The organism is Acinetobacter sp. ABJ_C1_1, from assembly GCF_044684115.1.
Taxonomy (GTDB): Bacteria; Pseudomonadota; Gammaproteobacteria; order Pseudomonadales; family Moraxellaceae; genus Acinetobacter; species Acinetobacter nosocomialis_A.
This window is the reverse complement of the sequence record NZ_JBITPU010000012.1, coordinates 1-18,235: the sequence shown is the minus strand read 5'-3', so window position 1 is coordinate 18,235 and position 18,235 is coordinate 1. Positions and strand designations below refer to the sequence as shown.

The following is an 18,235-nucleotide window of genomic DNA, read 5'->3' as shown; positions in this document are numbered from 1 at the left end:
TTTTTTGAAAATTACCAAATATCTGAATCGACTTTTTTCTTCAACTCTGGATACTTATTAATTTTAAATTCTGGTTCTTTAATACCTTGTTTTAATTGCTCACGGTAGTCTTTCAACAAAGTACGAGCTACAGGCGTTAAAAGTAAAATTGCGATTAAGTTAATAGTCGCCATGATACCCATAAACAAGTCAGCCATTGACCAAACGAGTGGCACACTACCAATTGCACCGAAGTACACCATCACCAATACAAAAATACGGAAGATGAACATAACTTTCGGGTTGTTATTAATGAACTGTACGTTACTTTCTGCATAAGCATAGTTACCTAATACAGCAGAATAACAGAACAAGAATAATAGAACTGCTAGGAAGTCAGATCCCCAGTGTCCAACTTGAGTCTCTAATGCACGTTGAGTTAATTCAACACCAACAAAGCCTGCGTCTTGGTATACACCAGAAACTAAAATAATGATTGCCGTACTTGTACATACAATAAATGTATCTACGAATACACCAAGCATTTGTACTAAACCTTGGTTTACAGGATGTTTTACATCAGACGCAGCAGCTGCGTTTGGTGCAGAACCCATACCTGCTTCGTTTGAGAACAAACCACGTTTAATACCTTGCATCATTGCCATTGATACGGCAGCACCAAAGAAACCACCTGCCGCAGCATTGAAATGGAAAGCTTCAGTTACAATGAGTTTTAACACATCAGGTAAAATTGCATAGTTGCTTAATGCAATATATAACGCTACAGATAGGTAAAGACCTGCTTTTAAAGGTACGAACATTTCTGCAAATTTAGCAATACGTTTAATACCACCAAAAATTGCCAACGCAACCATAACGACAAGCGCAAGACCAACCCAAGAGATTTCTAAATCAACGCCACCTAAATGAGCAATAAGATTGGCTTTGTCCCAACCCCATGCATGCGAAGATGCATTAGCAATCGCATTGATTTGTACTGAGTTAAATACAAAACCGTAAGTAAAGATTAATGCTAGTGCGAAAACCACACCAAAGGTTTTACTACGTAAACCTTGAGTAATATAGTAAGCCGGTCCACCACGGAATTGTTTGCTCTTGCTGTCTCGAACTTTAAATAGCTGAGCAAGTGTAGACTCAATAAAAGCCGAGCTCATACCAAGAACAGCTGTTACCCACATCCAGAACACTGCACCAGGACCACCAATTGCGATAGCGATTGCTACACCAGCAATGTTACCTACCCCAACACGGCTCGCAAGACCTGTTACAAATGCTTGGAAAGGTGTAAGGCCATGCTCATCTTCGCCTTCTGTACGACTGCTTTTCATGACACGAATACTTTGCAAGAACATGCGAATTTGCACTGCACCTGTTAAGACCGTATAAAAAATACCGACAGCCAGCAAGAAAATAACTAGGAAATCCCATAAAGGGTCATTAAAAAATTTTACCCACGACATCAATGTCGCATTGAGTTGTTCATTCATACTCGGTCCGCTTACGTTCTTGCTAATGTGCTATTAGCACAAGCCAAAATACTGCAATAAACAAAAAAGCCCCTAGCAATAGGGACTTTTTCAGTACATTTAAGAAAAAACTTTTAATGTCAATTGAATAGCAATTATCGTCACAAGTTTAAGCAACATGATGCCCAGCACTAAGCCTTTGAAGGTCGCATGAGAGAAAGCATCCTTCAAATAAAATGAATTCATCGCATCACTGAACATAACCCCATTTGGGTGAACAGTATGCATCGACTCGGCTACAAACTTGGAAACTAACAAATGACCACCGCTAAATCAGCTCGCTTAATGATTCCCATCAATTAATCGAGTTACAAAAAATCTGGATTTAAGCCAATAAGCATATTTACATATACTTTTGAGCGAATGTCTAAACTGCATATAAATTTCAAAGACTGTAACAAGCGATCGCTATGACGCGACTATCTGAGCCCCTTTCTTTGCAATGAAAGAAGAGTGCATTGAGATGTGTACCAAGCTGTTGTATTTTTTGTGGCTTAGTCGTTGCGTGAGTTAAGTTCATTTTCATGGTTGCAATGGTAATCGCCAATCCTTGTTTCATGAACTGCTTGTTGATGAGCGGTAAACTCATGTAAAGCTCCTTATACCTCGTGTATTTCTCCACTTCTGCATAAAATCCTTTTTGTAAAAGTATTTTATTATGCAGCTACTACTTTTTCCTAACGTGAGTATGGAGAAATCATACTTGCGTAAAAAATCGGTATTATGCAGAAATTTAAACTTTTGTGTATGTTTTTCATTAAAATTTTATATAAAAATTGGTCGCATTTTATACAAAATCATCCGTTTTGTACTGTTTTTAAACATATTATACCTTTTTTCTAGTTGAATATTTTTCGCTCATCCACTGTTATACTTTTATTTTTATAACTGACGAAGTCACACTATTTTGTCTATTTGAATAGAAAGTGGCATATTCGAATTATCATTGATTAGACATTATGTCTAAACGAATCGACTCATCATACATGTAAGGATATCTCTTTTCTAATATTTTTTGCTTATAAATGCATCAATTTCAACATATGAAATTAGACTTCTATAAAGCAGTTAATATTGAAAGAAAAGATCAGGAGTACTCATGAATCTGGAACAAGTCCGCCTTGTTGACGAAGCTATTACCTCTCGACACTCTGTCCGTGCTTTTTTAAATACTCCAATTGAGTCCGAAGTCATTAAAGACATCTTAAAAGTCGCAAGTCGAGCACCTTCTGGGACCAATACTCAACCATGGAAAGTCTATGTAGTGACAGGGCCAAAACGTGATGAAATGGTAGAGCGCGTTTGTGCAGCACAAGTTGAGATTTCTAAAAATCCAGAACTTGCGGAACAATATAAAGAAACCTTTGCCTATTACCCTGAAAAATGGGTTTCACCCTTTATTGACCGTCGCCGCGAAAATGGTTGGGGACTTTATGGTCTACTAGAGATTAAAAAGGGTGAAAAAGAAAAAATGGCTGCACAGCAATTACGTAATTTCAAACTGTTTGATGCACCAGTCGGGATTTTCTTTACAGTCAATAAAGCAATGGGAATTGGTTCAAAAATGGATATCGCCATGATGATTCAAAATTTCATGGTCGCTGCTAAAGCACGTGGTTTAGATACATGTCCACAGGCAGCTTGGAATCATTTCCACCCGATAGTTCTAGATATTTTGGGCGCAGCAGATGATGAAGAGCTGGTATGTGCAGTTGCATTAGGTCATGCCGATCCTGCACACATTGTAAATACATTTATTACACCCAGAGAGCCTGTAGAGAACTTCGCAGTTTTTCTAGATTAAGAATTTCTGAAAACCCCTCTCTTAAAATTATGAGAGAGGTTTACTTTTTGCCTGTTGTGCTGCTTTTAAAACAACGATGAAACCACTTAAAGTAAATAACACCATCATCACGCCCATATTGAGTGATGCAGACCAAACTAGAAAGTTAAGCAGCACTCCCCCCAGCAAACCACAAGCAAATTGCATGCTTCCCATGATTGCACTGGCTGTTCCTGCTCGTGCGCCTTGCTTTGACATGGCAAGGGCCATGGCATTTGGTCCTGTTAAACCAATCCCTGAAATCGCTAAAAATAACCCGATCATTACAAGCCATAAAGGTGCCGCAGGAATTAAACCAGCAATTAATACAATGCTTGCCCCTGTAACTTGTACCATTGAACCAGCTCTTAAACGTTTAGTGATTTCAACACGTGTTGTTAAGTGCTTGTTTAAAGATGACATCAACATAATGCCAAAAGCATTCAGTCCAAATACGTAAGCAAACTCTTGCTGATTTAGGCCATACTGGTCCATAAAAACGGCTGGAGCTGAACTGATATAGCAGAATAATGCAGCACCAGTTAAACACCCTGCGAACATAGGTAACCGGAAGCTCGCATCTTTGAAAATAGCACCATATAAGGTAGCCACTTGATATAAAGATAACTTGAGCCTTTTATCGATTGCCAAAGTTTCTTTAAAAAAGAAATGTACGCATAACCAGCAGATTGCTCCAACAATTGAAAGTGCAATGAAAATCGCTTGCCACGGAAACCAGATTAAAATCCAAGCTCCAATCATTGGTGCCAAAATAGGTGCTAAACCCATCACGATCATCATGCTAGAAAAAGCTTGTGCCGAACCTTGAACATCTAACCGATCACGTATAGCAGCACGAGCCATAACCACACCTACACAGCCACCTAAAGCCTGCAAAATACGGGCTGCTATTAGGGTCCATTCATTTGTAGCGAGCACGCAAAACAAGCTTGCAACTGCATAAAGCGCAAGCCCAAAATAAAGTGGTTTCTTTCTTCCAATGCGGTCGCTTAAAGGCCCATATACCAATTGACCAATGGCTAAACCAAAAAAATAAGCAGGTAATGTGTTTGCTACCATTTGTGTACTTACCCCAAAATCGTGAGCCATTTGAGGCAACGCTGGTAAATACATATCAATGGATAATGGCCCTAAAGCCGTGAGTAAAGCGAGCAACATAATCCAGCCAATTGAATATTGACGCTGGGCTGTTTGTTCAGACATAACGATATTTCATTTTTCAATCATTTGCATACAGACAAGCTTACACTGTCTATCGTATGATTTGTGCAACATTGGTGTAGAAATACGCAAATCCTTTATCACTCAGGTTGATCAGCAAGGACTTCATTTGAAATCTTGGTTTAAACGCCTAAAAAGAGCGACTTATAACACATCATTTATGTATAACGTGCGGATGCTGATCGCCTTTTCAGGAACTGCATTCGTGCCTTATTTTCTAGGCCATCAATTAGCAACAATTCCCCTTACTTTAGGTGTGGTCGCAGCTGGTTTAAGTGACATCGATGATCGCTTTTCAGTGCGTATCATGAATTTGATTTATACCTATATTGGTTTCTTCATTACCGCAGCTTCCGTACAATTACTTTTCCCTTATCCAATGCTTTTTGCACTAGGACTAATCGCCTCTTGCATCGGCTGGATTTTACTGGGGTCATTAGGCCGCCGTTACGCAACAATCTCTTATGGATGTCTGGTTGTTTCGGTTTATACCATGCTCGGAGTCCATTTATTTGACCAGTGGTATATACAGCCAGCGCTTTTGGTCGCGGGTGCAGCATGGTACGGGCTTATTGCAACCATTAGCTTTTTATTATTTCCGGTTCGTCAGCTTCAAGACAAACTTGCCGCGTCTTATGCTTCACTAGGCGACTTTCTATTTGCTAAATCTAATTTATTTGATGTTGATATGACTCCTGCGAGTTATCAGCAGAGCATGATTGATCTTTCATTAGAAAATGGCAAATTAATAACAATTTTTAATGATCTTAAAACCGCCCTTTTAACCCGTTTAAAAGGTGACCGTGGACAAAAAGGTACTCGCCGTAGCTTACATTATTACTTTGTTGCACAAGATATTCATGAACGTGCAGACTCTGCCCATATTGACTATCAAAAGTTAGCCAAAATTTTTCAGCACAGTGATATTTTATTTAGATTTCAGCGTATTTTGGCGATTCAAGGTAAAGCTTGCCAAGAGCTAAATGAATGTATTTTACAGCGCAAACCATATATCCATAACAAACGCTTTAAGCAAAGTTTTGAGAACTTACGCTTATCTTTAGTAAAGTTAAGAGATGATCAACAGTATGACTTATTGTGGGTAAATGCACTTTTTGCTTTATACCGAAATTTGAAGTCTATCGACTCACAATTACTCAACTTAGAAACAGAACAACACATTCAGTCTGATAAAGTGAAACAGGCTGAAAACCAACTCAAAGATGATGATTTAAAGGGTTGGAATGATATTGTTGTTCGAATTAAACAAAATCTAACACCTGAATCTGTGCTATTTCGTCATGCCATTCGAGTATCGATTGTTCTGTTTATTGGATATGTATTTATTCAAACCACTCGAATCGAATATGGCTACTGGATTATGCTGACCGCACTATTTGTTAGCCAACCTAACTTTAACGCGACCAAGCGCCGCTTACGCTTACGTATAGTTGGAACATTAGTCGGAATTATTGTCGGCCTTAGCGTGGTATTCCTTGTACCTTCTGTCGAAGGACAATTAGTTATGCTGGTCTTAAGCGGCGTACTATTTTTCGAGTTACGTAGTAAGCAATATGCCCAAGCAACCGCTTTCATCACAATTTTGGCATTAATTAACTTCAACTTAGATGGCTCGGCAGTCGCTGCGGCTATTCCTAGATTTGTTGATACATTAATTGGATGCGCTTTAGCATGGTTTGGTGTCACCTTTATTTGGCCTGACTGGAAGTTCCGCCGCCTACCGCGCAGTATTCGACGCTCCTTACAAGCACAATGTAATTATTTAGCGGAAGTGGTAAAGCAATATCATGAAGGACATAACCATGCGCTTAATTATCGTATTGTTCGCCGTGCCGCCCATAATACCGATGCTGAGGTCGCTTCACTAATTTCAACTTTAGCCACTGAGCCAGATTTTGACCCTACCCGTAAGTCAGATATATTTGAATTTCTATGTCTGAATCATACATTTTTAAGTTATATCGCAGCACTTGGAGCACATCGGGAAAAGATTCAAGATCAAGCGGTTCTTAACGTTTTAGATCAAGCGTTAGACGACATACAAGGTGCGCTATTAAGAGATGAAATGCCTGATCTTACAGCACAAAACATGCTAAAAACGATACGTCAGCGTCTAAGCCAAAATGATGAAGATGACCAGAAATCACTCATTATTTTACAGCAGTTATCACTGATGCTGAGTGTTTTAAACCGATTTAGTATGTTGAAACAACGCCTAAGTCATGATCTTGATAATGATGCCAGTGAACTCGCATCATTATAAATTTGAGTCGGAATTTAGTATGAAATTGGCATAATATCCTTTCCTGACTTATGCCAATTAATGCTAAACTTAAAACAGTTTACAATTTGTTATTTGCACTATGACCGCGAAAACTCTATATGCTTATACGCTTCAGCCAGTTCCTTACGAGGTAACAGAAGCTGAACAACGTAATGCACAGCTTCTTATCTGGCGCAGCACCAATAAAATCAGCACAAAAATCTGGGCTATTATGGGCGTAATTTTAGCCCTTGCGATTTTAGGTCTTATTTTTATTAAGAACTACTCCACAGTGATTTGCTGGGTTGCCATTGTTGGTGTAGTACTTTATTACCTTGGCCGCACATATGGTTTGGAATGGTATGTTAAGCGTAAGATGAATGAGTTTCCTGTACAGGAAATTAAAGGCATTCGCTTAGGTGTACAACCTCACGGTATCGTAATGCGCCAGCAAATGGGCTTACAAGAAGGCGTTGGAACCATTGGATGGAAAAACATCTATGAATGGTACAACACCCCTGACTTTATTTTAGTTAACTTTAAAGTAAAAGATCCTAAGGGCCAAGAACAGCAAGGTGCGTATATCTTGCCTAAACGCATGGACTCTAAAAACTTTTCTTTCAATACAATTCGTAAGCATTTGAAAGAAACTGTAGGTGAACCAAAAACTTTATAAGTTCACCTCATTAAAAAGCCTCCTTTACAGGAGGTTTTTTATTATGCTAAAAATAAATGATAATGAAAATTAATATTATCTCCAAAATCCATACTATCTACTCAATCTTCGGCTATACTCCGTTACAAGATCTCCATCATATTCACATTTTTCGACCATGTTTAAAAAGTTTTTATTTCAAATTCATTGGTTTATGGGTATTAGTGCTGGCCTCATCTTATCAATTATGGGTGTTACAGGCGCAATTTATTCTTATGATCAACAAATTTTAAAATGGGTAAATACAGATAGTTATGTTGTGCAAGCAGAAAGCTCACCCAAGCTTACCCCTGCTCAGCTTTATCAGCATTTCACAACAACCCAGCCTGAAATTAAAATTAATAGTATTACCATAGCCAAAGATCCTACCGCCTCATCTGTTGTAAACATTGAAAAAGAAGGCGAACGACGTGGCTACAATATGATGGTTAACCCTTATACAGCACAGGTATTGCCTGATGTTAAAGGCCGCGAGTTACTTTTATTAATACAACAAATTCACCGTAACTTAACTGCTGGAGAGTTCGGTAAACAAATTACTGGCGCTTGTGCCCTCATGCTCATTTATTTTGTATTGAGCGGATTATATTTACGTTGGCCAAAGAAACATTCTGCACGTCAATGGCTTGCTGTTAAACCCAAACTTAAAGGTCGAAATTTTATTTGGGATTTACACGCTGTCGTAGGTACATGGGTTATTGTTTTTTATCTTCTTTTTGCATGTACAGGTTTATACTGGTCATATGACTGGTGGCGTAGTGGTATGTTCAAAGTATTAGGTGTAGAACAACCTAAAATGCAAGGACATGGCGGAGCTGGACGCGATAAAGACAAATCTTCTGAAGCTAAATTAGATAGCGTTCAGCTGACTACTGCCCTCAACCAGACTTGGAGCGGCTTTAACAATAAAATCGGACGTGACTATTCAACTCTAACAGTGAATTTACCGAAAAAAGATGATGGAAAAGTAGAATTAACTTTTGTTGATGCAACGCCACAACATGAACGTGCGCGTAACCAAGCTATGTATAACTATAAAACTGCCCATATTGAAAAGATGGAGCTTTATGAAGATAAAAAGCTAAATCAGAAAATCATGAGCAGCATGTTACCCGTACACCGTGGTAGCTTCTTTGGACCAGTTTATCAATTTGTAGCAATGCTTGCGTCTTTAGCAATGCCTTTATTCTTTGTTACCGGATGGATGCTTTATCTAAAACGCCGCAAACAGAAAAAACTAACACAAGCTGCTCGCCAGTCTTTAGCTGGTCACTACATCGATCAAAATGCTAAACCTTGGTTAATTACTTATGCCACCCAAACAGGAGTTGCAGAGCAGCTCGCATGGAGTACCGCAACGAGTTTACAAGAAGCACATCAACCTGTTCAGGTTAAATCTATACAACAGTTAACTGAATCGGATTTGCAACAGCATGAGCAAATTCTTTTTGTGATCAGTACTTATGGTACTGGAGAGGCGCCAGATTTAGCTTCTAGTTTTGCTAAAAAGCTATTAAAAACGCAATTAGAGCTCAAACATCTCAGATATGCTGTGTTAGCTTTAGGCTCGAAAGAATACTCAGATACTTATTGTAGTTTTGGTCACACTGTAGATACGTGGCTTAAAAACAATGGAGCTGAAGCCTACTTTGATACGATCGAAGTCGATAATGCAAATCCAGCACATATTCAAAACTGGAATCAAGCTCTTACAAAAGCAACTAAACTAGATTTGCATGCTGTTAATCTTGAAAAAGTATTTGACACTTGGACATTACAAAAACGTGATTTACTCAACCCAAATAGTCTAGGGCACCCCGCTTACAATATTGAACTTACTGCCAAGCATGAAGCTGTATGGCAAGCGGGAGATATTGCTGAAATACAACCAGGTAATAGTCCTGAACGTATTAATGAGTTTTTACAACACCACCATATTCTTAGAAATGCAGTAGTAGACTCGCTACAAATTTCTATTGAAAAGGCGCTTTGGAATAAAGATTTAACGGGTGAAATTGAACCGTTTGCTAATCTGGACCACTTATTAGAACAGCTCCCTACCCTACCAACGCGGGAATATTCAATTGCTAGCATCCCTTCTCAGCAAGTGCTTCGTTTGGTTGTTCGCCAGCAATCCGATGAGTCTGGTCATTTAGGGTTAGGATCTGGCTGGCTGACTCAATACACAGAAATTAATCAGAGTATTGCATTACGTATTCGCACCAATGAATCTTTTCACTTGATCGATGATAACCGTCCAATTATCTGTATCGGCAATGGAACGGGAATCGCAGGTTTAATGAGTTTACTTCATACGCGAACTCGTCATAACTATACTGAAAATTGGCTTATTTTTGGCGAACGCCAACGAGCTCATGATTTCTTCTATGCATCAACTATTGAAGCTTGGCAAACAATGGGAATGTTAAAGCGACTTGATTTGGCATTCTCACGTGATCAAGAACAACGTATATATGTTCAAGATCTAATAAGAGAAAATGCAGCGGAATTGGTCAACTGGATTGGGCGCGGTGCAGTTCTTTATGTTTGTGGAAGTATTGGAGGAATGGCTAGCGGAGTAGATCAAGCGCTTATTGATATTTTAGGTGAAGAACAAGTCGATGAGCTAAGACAACAAGGTCGTTATCGCCGCGATGTTTATTAAATTTCAATAAATAATAAAGCCGAGTAATAGCTAAAATGCTTTACTCGGCTTTTTATTGCAATCAGCATTGAATTCGGAATGATTTTGCATACACTGTCTGCAATTTAAATTGCAACTTTAAACACAATGCAAGTCAGTAAGTGGATTCGGATTTTTTTAGCTATCATTGGTTCGATTTTATTTTTGGACGGCTTATTTCTAGCTTTTCTAAATAAAATTCATGTAGGCACAATTGTTCCTTTAATCTTAGGGGCATTTTTCTGTCTCTATGCATTATTTTATTATCATCTGGAACGTTTTTTCTTTTACCACTATCGACTGCATTCAGTTTGGCGTTTTGGATGGCTATGTTTTTGGATCTGGTTAATAGGCTTAGGCTATTTTTTTAATTTTATTAAAGAAAATAAAGATACAGGTCAAAATATTCCCGCTGTGAAAGCAATTATTGTTTTAGGTAGTGGTGTAGAAAATGGTCAACCTTCTGCCATTCTTGCAAAACGCCTTGATACAGCAGCCCCTGTTGCCCTTTCACAACCTCAAGCAAAAGTTGTTTTAACAGGTGGTTTAGACTTTTCAGAGAAAGAACCCGAAGCATTAGTCATGTCTCGTTACTTGGAACAACGTTTTCATATAGCAAAAGACCGAATGATTCTTGAAGACAAAAGCACAAGTACTGAACTTAACCTTAGAAACAGCAAACCACTACTTGAGCAAGCTCATATTAGTATTGATCAACCTATTGCGATTGTTACAAGTGACTTCCATACCCCACGAGCTGCAGCTATTGCAAAGAAACAAGGCTATACCCAGGTTTATACAGTTGCTGCTGAAACTCCTTTGGTCACACGCTATAACGCTTGGCTACGTGAATACTTTGCGTATGCGAGTGGCTGGATTCTAAACGAGTATTAATATTAGTTCAGAAAGCTGCTATAGCTTTACGGCATGGCAGCTTTAGTTAAACCAGATAGTAATCATAATTTAAAGTAATAAAAGCTGAACTTAAAAAATTAAGCATAGAAAGGATAGGTTTTGACTAACAATAGAAGAGATAAAATAGATAGATAAGAAATAGGAATAGCAGAAACGCCAAAAACACTAAATAAATTAGTGCATATTTTTTAAAACTTAAAAATTATGGTGGGCGCTGACGGGATCGAACCGCCGACATTCTGCTTGTAAGGCAGACGCTCTACCAACTGAGCTAAGCGCCCTGATTGAAAAAGACAACAAACGCAGTCTTTATACATTACATCCTCTAGATCAGGGAATCAAGAGAATGGCGCAGCGGACGGGGCTCGAACCCGCGACCCCCGGCGTGACAGGCCGGTATTCTAACCAACTGAACTACCGCTGCACTTGCAATACTTTAAAAATAAAGCATGGTCACAAATTATGGTGGGCGCTGACGGGATCGAACCGCCGACATTCTGCTTGTAAGGCAGACGCTCTACCAACTGAGCTAAGCGCCCTGCAAAAGCGTTTTATAAAAGTGGCGCAGCGGACGGGGCTCGAACCCGCGACCCCCGGCGTGACAGGCCGGTATTCTAACCAACTGAACTACCGCTGCACTTTCACAATATCGCAATTGTGGGGTAAACGATGTTAAGCCTTAAGTGGCGCAGCGGACGGGGCTCGAACCCGCGACCCCCGGCGTGACAGGCCGGTATTCTAACCAACTGAACTACCGCTGCACTTGAGAGCTTAACGTAAAGGCTTGGTGGGCGCTGACGGGATCGAACCGCCGACATTCTGCTTGTAAGGCAGACGCTCTACCAACTGAGCTAAGCGCCCTTAACGTCTTCATCGTTTGTGAGGTGCATTATAGAGAATCTTTAACAGGTGTCAAACGCTTTTCGACAACTTTTCAAAAAAATGCGAATGAATGATTAAAAATAAGTCATTATTAAGTAAAAAACAATTTTTTGTATTTTATTTAAGCACTTATTTTAATATTTTGATCATTCGATGAATAAAACAAGAATGTTTAAAAACAGAATTTAGGTTAAAGATTGTTCAGACAAATAAACAAGAGCATCTTCAGGGACTAAATCAAACAATTCAATGATTTCATCATTACGCATTCGAATACATCCATGTGACATTGGAACACCCATCGGTTCTTTATCAGGTGTACCATGAATATAGATATAACGTTGCATAGTGTCGTGGCCTTCCCCTTTGTTAAAGCCTTCTTCTAAACCATCTAACCAAAGAATGCGTGACAATATCCAATCTCGTTCCGGAAATTGTGTAGCGAGTTCACTGCTATAGACTTCGCCTGTTGGCTTACGTGCAATAAAAACTGCATTTTTAGGGGACTGCATACCAAATTTCTGGGCAACACGATGCCATCCACGTGGAGTTTTTCCGGTATTTTCTTGTTCCCCTATTCCATTCTTCCCCGTAGAAACCACGTAAAACTTATTATGTTTAGGAAGGCTTAAAGTTTGGTTTGCTAAATCGATAAGAATATCTGCATCTTCAAGTTTAAATTGGGACATCGAATTTCTTCTCTTATATAAACTCAACTCTATTTTGAGCTTTAATAAAAATTAATGGGAAACTTGTCATACATCGCAAGTAAAAGATTATTAATGCTCTTTTATCTACGCGCGGTTTCACCGCTTGTCTTGCGCCAAAAATAAAAGATTATCAATCTTTTAATTTTGGCTCAGGGCGTAGCCATAACCAAATTGCAACAACGAGCATGGTAGTATCAGTGAAAACTTTCACCCAAAATGGCGCAGTGGTAAACAGCATTAAAATACCGCTTGCGGTCATCATAATGCTTGCAATCCATTTCGCCTTACGTGGTACCGTACCATTGGCTCGCCAGTCACGTAGGGTTGGTCCATATTTTGGATGATTTAATAACCATGCATCCATCTGAGGCCATCCCTTTGAGGCAGCCCAAGCAGCCAGAATAAGAAACACTGTTGTCGGCATGCCTGGTAAAATTGCTCCAATAATACCAAGCGTGATAAAAATCACGACCAGAGTTCGCCAAAACAATGTTCGCATATATAAACCTTAAGCTATTGTTGATCGTAGTATAAAGTGTTTTTCTGGTATTGTTTTGTTGATCGACCATGAAATTGGGATGAATTATTTCGAGTACTAAACGTATGAATATTGCCTCAGTTAAAACATCCTATTTTGAGCCATGGCTACAGTTCAACCATCCAATAGTAAGACAATTAGCCTTTACTATTGCTAGTCCCAATTTACTTCGTCATCTTCCTCAAAGTCTTTTTATTCAGCATAACTTTCAATTACACCCTGATCAGATGTGGGAACAACATTTCCAGAGCTATTTACCACGTTTAAAACAACTCGACGAAACACCAGAACCTTTACTTCAGTTTATGTCTCGGCTGAAAAGCACACGCTTAGGCTTACGTTTTGAAAATTTACTTTGGTTTTGGTTACAGGAAGATCAATATCATTCTTATCAGTTATTAGGTCATAGTATTCAAAAAATCGAGGGTGCAAAAACTTTAGGAGAGCTCGATTTTTTAGTTTTAAATAAAGAAACTCAACAAGTTGAACACTGGGAAGTCGCCCTAAAATATTACTTGGGTGAAGGTCAATTAAATTTAGAACAGTGGATTGGCCTAAACAGAGAAGATACTTTGAGTAAAAAGCTTTATCACTTTACCGATAAGCAGTTTCAGTTTTCAGAAGCTTTAGGTTTTAAAGTTCAACAGCGTTTTGCTGTACTAAAAGGTCAGCTCTACCTTCCCTTAAATTCAGCTCAAGATCAATCGATTCCAGACTGGGTAAATTCAACCCGTCGTCTCGGATTTTGGGGAACAGTGATTCCTAACTCCAATTTTTATCGTCTAGAGAGACATGAATGGCTTTGTCCAAATAAACAAGCAAGTTCAAACACTGCTTATTGGTGGACTGATGGCTTATATTATAGAAACACTGAGAACACTCAGTTTTATATGTTTAGACATCCTCCTCTCTTAAGCCTAGGACTCGATAGCGACGAAAAAATGCCGCTTTACAAGTAGGTATGAGCTTATAGAAACAATTTATAACGTTTTTACTATTAAATAGTCATGTTTCTTTTTGCGTTTGTTTTTTAATCTAAATTTACTTCATTATTAAATTTAAACGGAGAAAATGATGAAAAAAGTTTTAGTCGCGTCTGTAATGATTGCATTTGTATTAACTGGCTGTAATACGTTCAAGGGTTTTGGTAAAGATGTCTCTAAAGCTGGTGATGCTGTAAGTAATACCGCACAAAAAACTGAGAATAAAATGTAAGTTATGCACAGCTTCGGAAAACCTTATCACTTCGATAAGGTTTTTTTATTTTTAAATACCCAACCTTCAGAGATTCGCCTATTATATCGGACTATATTTCACCTACTCATCATGTAGTTTCCGGTATGAACCACTCAGACACTCTCTCGCTTAGTTTAGAACTTTTACAACAGCCTTCTGTTACTCCTATTGATCATACTTGCCAAACGATTATGGCTGACCGCTTAGCTAAAGCTGGTTTTCACATTGAGCCTATGCGCTTTGGAGATGTCGATAATTTATGGGCTCGACGCGGCACTGAAGGGCCTGTGTTTTGTTTTGCAGGACATACCGATGTTGTTCCAACAGGCCGTTTAGAAGCGTGGAATTCAGACCCATTTGCACCAGAAATTCGTGATGGCAAACTCTATGGTCGTGGTTCAGCTGATATGAAAACTGCGTTGGCAGCGATGGTGGTCGCATCTGAACGCTTTGTAGCAAAGCATCCAAATCATAAGGGCTCAATTGCTTTTTTAATTACTTCAGATGAAGAAGGCCCTGCTGTTAACGGTACAGTTAAAGTTATTGAAACACTTGAAGAGCGTAATGAAAAAATTACATGGTGTTTGGTCGGTGAGCCATCAAGTACAAGTAAATTAGGTGATATTGTTAAAAATGGCCGTCGTGGTTCTTTAAATGGGGTTCTACATGTTCATGGTAAGCAAGGTCATGTAGCGTATCCTCACTTAGCTCGCAATCCAATTCATGAAGCTTCGGCTGCCTTAGCACAGTTATGCCAAACTGTTTGGGACAATGGAAATGAATATTTTCCTGCAACCTCATTCCAAATTTCGAATATTCATTCAGGTACTGGTGCAACTAACGTTATTCCAGGTACTTTAGAAGTTACTTTTAACTTCCGTTACTCAACAGAAGTTACAGCTGAACAGCTTAAACAGCGCGTACATGAAATTTTAGATAAGCATGGTTTGCAATATGAGATTGACTGGAACTTATCTGGTTTGCCATTTTTGACTCCAGTAGGTGAATTAGTTAATGCTGCTCAAACTGCTATTCTAAATGTAACTGGCACTGAAACTGAGCTATCGACTAGTGGCGGTACATCTGATGGACGTTTCATTGCGCCAACAGGTGCACAAGTTTTAGAACTCGGTGTTCTAAACGCAACTATTCATCAAATTAATGAACATGTAGATGTACACGACCTTGATCCTTTAACTGATATTTATGAGCAAATTTTAGAAAACCTACTTGCTTAAAATATTAAAGATCAGTAATTAGATAAAAAGCATCCTCTTTAGGGTGCTTTTTATTATTTTTAACTGTGAGTATATTTTTTAAAAATCTTAAAATAAGATTCTTATTTATTAACCTAGATAATTTATTTTCATAATCTTTATAGAACTTCTTTTGAGTTCTTATCTATCCATTGCAATATAGTTGGCCAGACTTCCTTAGCAGCATTTTGGCTTAAAACAATTCGGCTATGAGAATAATTTTCTAAGTTATTATTAGAGTAACCAAATTCACGAAATACGTTATTTTGATTTTTAAAAGCTTCTAAATATTTATAACATCCTTTAACTGGTGCAATAAATTTATCGCCAGTTCCGCTAATAGAATATATTGGGACTCTAATAGAGCTCATATGTTTTTTATAATCAATATTTTTAAATTCACTAATAAAATTTTGCTTTAAATTCCAGTTAAACCATGGCCGCATGGTGTAGTAGCTTTCATTTACTCGTCCTAATTTAAATTTATTAGCTGGTATCTGGCCTAGACCTTTAACAATGAGTTTTGCAGAAAAGAGTTTAATAAAGTCAAAAGAGTTATTTACTGCTCCAAATGCTTGGCAAGCTATAAAAGTAATACTTTGGATATTCTTCAAATATTCTGGATAATTAATCAAGAACATTGTTAAGCATAAACCTCCGCCACTATGGGTTACACAGTGTAAAGAGGCGATATTAAAATGATGATAAATATAGTGAAATGCAGTCTTATATTCATATAACGCAACAGTTTCAAAATTAAATGGTATATCTGTTTTTGGGCTTGTGCCGTGCCCTCGCCATTCTAAAATAAAACAGATATATCCGTGATTTGCCAAGTAATCTGCAATACCCATACAAACAGTCTTGTCTGAAAAAGCACCATGAGATAAGAAAATTGCTTCTTTTTTTATCAGGGTATTCTCGCTTTTAGCAACTTCCCATAAAGCAAACTCGCCATGGTCATCTGTTTTTAAAATATGCAGCTCTTTATGAATTGACATTTATTTTCTACTGTTGCAAAGATTTTATTCTAGGTTGACTTAATAATGCCTGAATAAGTGGAGTATAAAACTCACCTTCATTAATAAGTTTAATATATTCATCATTATGCTCTACCCAACCTTCTTCTGCTAATGCATCCCAAATAGGCTTATAATCGAGTTTAATATCACTATTAAAAATTTTCTCGTACTTTTTGGTGTTAATTTTCATTTCCTGTAATGCTTGAAATATCCAAATTAACTTTACGTCTTCAGGATCATGAACAAACATACGTTCAACAGGAAGTTTATTTAAAGATATTGCATTGTAGTATTCAGTTAGGTTTCGATGATTCATTGCTGAAACAGATTTAATACTTGATGAGTTAGGTTGCAGTCTCATATTAACCGCTGCATAACCTAATCCACTCATTGTGGTCATTTTACTTTGCCCATTGGCATCTAAGCAGTCTCTAAGGTTATCTTCATATAAATATTTCTCTGAAATTAATTGGTTATTATCTTCTTTTTCCCAATCATATACTGTTTTTTGTTTATAGCCTTTGCTTATTAAGAACTGTTTAGCAATGTTATACATTTCAATTTTCTTCTCAATAGAGGGCGTATTTTGCTTTTGTTTTGTCGCAAAGTCAGAACGACCAGCAATATTAAGTTCATAGTGAGTAATATGTTTTATTCCTGATTGAACAATACTTTCCAAGTCTCCTAGCATTGCCTCAACCGTTTGATTTGGCCAACCATAGATCAAATCGACGTTACAAGATAAAGAGTACTTATGGAACAATTCAATTGCATCAAAAACCTGCTTTCTCGTTTGTTTTCGACCGCTTGTAGCGATTAATTCATCATTAACCTGTTGTACTCCCATACTGACACGGTTAAAACCTGCATCTTTAATTGCTCTTATTTTATCTTCATTAAAAAGTTGAGGGATACCTTCTAATGTCATTTCTATAGGACTAGATATACCAGCATCGGGAAAAAGAGAAGATACAACCTTAGTCAGTTTCATATAGTCATTAGGTTGAAGTAAATTAGGTGTACCTCCCCCTACATACAAACTTTCAAGCTTAGCTCCTTGATAAAATTCTTTATATAAGTGGGCTTCTCTACTTAAAAAATCCAGATAAAAGTCCATTTCCCGCTTACCTTTATAGTCTTGTGTTGGGAAAAGACAAAATCCACAATGAGGTGGATCAGTAGGAATACAATATGGAATGCCTAAATATAAATTTATAGACTTATATTGAGCATCTGTATTTAATAAAAAGTAATTATTTTCTTCTTCCTTTAAATCTGTTTTCCACATTTTAGGTGAGGGATGGGTATGTAGAACTTTATTTGATAAATGTCTTACTTTATTTTTTTGGATGAAATTTTTAATTGAAGCAATATCCATAGTCACTATATTTGTCATTATATATC

At 37.9% G+C, this 18,235-nt stretch carries 16 protein-coding genes and 6 tRNA genes; 8 read left to right on the top strand and 14 right to left on the bottom strand.

Translation table 11 applies throughout. The features are described from left to right. Positions 1-11 precede the first annotated feature (11 nt). From ACG59Z_RS13470 to ACG59Z_RS13460, 3 genes are all read right to left on the bottom strand, one after another. Entirely contained in the window at positions 12-1,487 is a 1,476-nt protein-coding gene (locus tag ACG59Z_RS13470; protein ID WP_263614501.1) for a sodium:alanine symporter family protein, read from the bottom strand. A 99-nt stretch (positions 1,488-1,586) separates the two neighbouring features. Then, positions 1,587-1,727: a hypothetical protein gene (locus ACG59Z_RS13465; protein WP_396520605.1), complete on the bottom strand. Its 141-nt coding sequence runs from the start codon at positions 1,725-1,727 to the stop codon at positions 1,587-1,589. A 184-nt stretch (positions 1,728-1,911) separates the two neighbouring features. Beyond that, complete coding sequence (locus tag ACG59Z_RS13460; protein WP_263614502.1) at positions 1,912-2,115, bottom strand: hypothetical protein; 204 nt, start codon at positions 2,113-2,115, stop codon at positions 1,912-1,914. Between the two features lie 510 nt (positions 2,116-2,625). Here ACG59Z_RS13460 and ACG59Z_RS13455 point away from each other — a divergent pair. After that, positions 2,626-3,330 (top strand): nitroreductase, encoded by a 705-nt coding sequence (locus ACG59Z_RS13455; protein ID WP_400199805.1) that lies wholly within the window; start codon positions 2,626-2,628, stop codon positions 3,328-3,330. Positions 3,331-3,357: 27 nt separating this feature from the next. On the opposite strand, the gene ACG59Z_RS13450 is transcribed toward ACG59Z_RS13455, so the two are convergent. Continuing rightward, the gene (locus tag ACG59Z_RS13450; RefSeq protein WP_400199804.1) at positions 3,358-4,572 is read right to left on the bottom strand and encodes a multidrug effflux MFS transporter; all 1,215 of its coding nucleotides are present in this window, start codon (positions 4,570-4,572) and stop codon (positions 3,358-3,360) included. 127 nt (positions 4,573-4,699) lie between these two features. Between ACG59Z_RS13450 and yccS the strand changes: the two genes are divergently transcribed. The 4 genes from yccS to ACG59Z_RS13430 all read left to right on the top strand — a co-directional run bounded on the left by yccS (position 4,700) and on the right by ACG59Z_RS13430 (position 11,166). Further along, on the top strand, positions 4,700-6,874 hold the full coding sequence (gene yccS, locus ACG59Z_RS13445; protein ID WP_400199803.1) for a YccS family putative transporter: 2,175 nt from the start codon (positions 4,700-4,702) through the stop codon (positions 6,872-6,874). Between the two features lie 100 nt (positions 6,875-6,974). Next, positions 6,975-7,550: an SdpI family protein gene (locus ACG59Z_RS13440; protein WP_002051565.1), complete on the top strand. Its 576-nt coding sequence runs from the start codon at positions 6,975-6,977 to the stop codon at positions 7,548-7,550. Between the two features lie 157 nt (positions 7,551-7,707). Continuing rightward, entirely contained in the window at positions 7,708-10,254 is a 2,547-nt protein-coding gene (locus ACG59Z_RS13435) for a PepSY domain-containing protein (protein ID WP_400199802.1), read from the top strand. 126 nt (positions 10,255-10,380) lie between these two features. Then, positions 10,381-11,166: a YdcF family protein gene (locus ACG59Z_RS13430; protein ID WP_400199801.1), complete on the top strand. Its 786-nt coding sequence runs from the start codon at positions 10,381-10,383 to the stop codon at positions 11,164-11,166. A 226-nt stretch (positions 11,167-11,392) separates the two neighbouring features. Here ACG59Z_RS13430 and ACG59Z_RS13425 read toward each other — a convergent pair. From ACG59Z_RS13425 to ACG59Z_RS13390, 8 genes are all read right to left on the bottom strand, one after another. After that, positions 11,393-11,468, bottom strand: a tRNA-Val gene (locus ACG59Z_RS13425). A 66-nt stretch (positions 11,469-11,534) separates the two neighbouring features. After that, positions 11,535-11,611 (bottom strand) — tRNA-Asp (locus tag ACG59Z_RS13420). Positions 11,612-11,650: 39 nt separating this feature from the next. Then, positions 11,651-11,726: transfer RNA gene (locus ACG59Z_RS13415), tRNA-Val, on the bottom strand. 21 nt (positions 11,727-11,747) lie between these two features. After that, positions 11,748-11,824 (bottom strand) — tRNA-Asp (locus tag ACG59Z_RS13410). A 47-nt stretch (positions 11,825-11,871) separates the two neighbouring features. Next, positions 11,872-11,948, bottom strand: a tRNA-Asp gene (locus tag ACG59Z_RS13405). Between the two features lie 24 nt (positions 11,949-11,972). Next, positions 11,973-12,048: transfer RNA gene (locus ACG59Z_RS13400), tRNA-Val, on the bottom strand. Between the two features lie 206 nt (positions 12,049-12,254). Continuing rightward, the gene (gene elsL / locus ACG59Z_RS13395) at positions 12,255-12,758 is read right to left on the bottom strand and encodes a cell wall-recycling L,D-carboxypeptidase ElsL (protein ID WP_400199800.1); all 504 of its coding nucleotides are present in this window, start codon (positions 12,756-12,758) and stop codon (positions 12,255-12,257) included. Positions 12,759-12,909: 151 nt separating this feature from the next. Continuing rightward, complete coding sequence (locus tag ACG59Z_RS13390; RefSeq protein WP_400199799.1) at positions 12,910-13,278, bottom strand: YbaN family protein; 369 nt, start codon at positions 13,276-13,278, stop codon at positions 12,910-12,912. A gap of 104 nt (positions 13,279-13,382) precedes the next feature. On the opposite strand from ACG59Z_RS13390, the gene ACG59Z_RS13385 reads away from it, so the two are divergent. The 3 genes from ACG59Z_RS13385 to dapE all read left to right on the top strand — a co-directional run bounded on the left by ACG59Z_RS13385 (position 13,383) and on the right by dapE (position 15,791). Beyond that, positions 13,383-14,276, top strand: coding sequence for a DUF1853 family protein (locus ACG59Z_RS13385; RefSeq protein WP_400199798.1), 894 nt, complete (start codon positions 13,383-13,385; stop codon positions 14,274-14,276). A 112-nt stretch (positions 14,277-14,388) separates the two neighbouring features. Further along, on the top strand, positions 14,389-14,532 hold the full coding sequence (locus ACG59Z_RS13380) for an entericidin A/B family lipoprotein (RefSeq protein WP_002051109.1): 144 nt from the start codon (positions 14,389-14,391) through the stop codon (positions 14,530-14,532). A gap of 125 nt (positions 14,533-14,657) precedes the next feature. Then, positions 14,658-15,791 carry a succinyl-diaminopimelate desuccinylase gene (gene dapE / locus ACG59Z_RS13375; protein WP_400199797.1) on the top strand — a complete coding sequence of 378 codons (1,134 nt, stop codon included), beginning with the start codon at positions 14,658-14,660 and terminating at the stop codon, positions 15,789-15,791. A gap of 137 nt (positions 15,792-15,928) precedes the next feature. Here the strand turns inward: dapE and ACG59Z_RS13370 are convergent, their stop codons facing one another. Next, positions 15,929-16,810, bottom strand: coding sequence for an alpha/beta fold hydrolase (locus tag ACG59Z_RS13370; protein ID WP_400199796.1), 882 nt, complete (start codon positions 16,808-16,810; stop codon positions 15,929-15,931). Between the two features lie 7 nt (positions 16,811-16,817). Beyond that, positions 16,818-18,209 carry a coproporphyrinogen-III oxidase family protein gene (locus ACG59Z_RS13365; protein ID WP_400199844.1) on the bottom strand — a complete coding sequence of 464 codons (1,392 nt, stop codon included), beginning with the start codon at positions 18,207-18,209 and terminating at the stop codon, positions 16,818-16,820. Positions 18,210-18,235 lie beyond the last annotated feature (26 nt).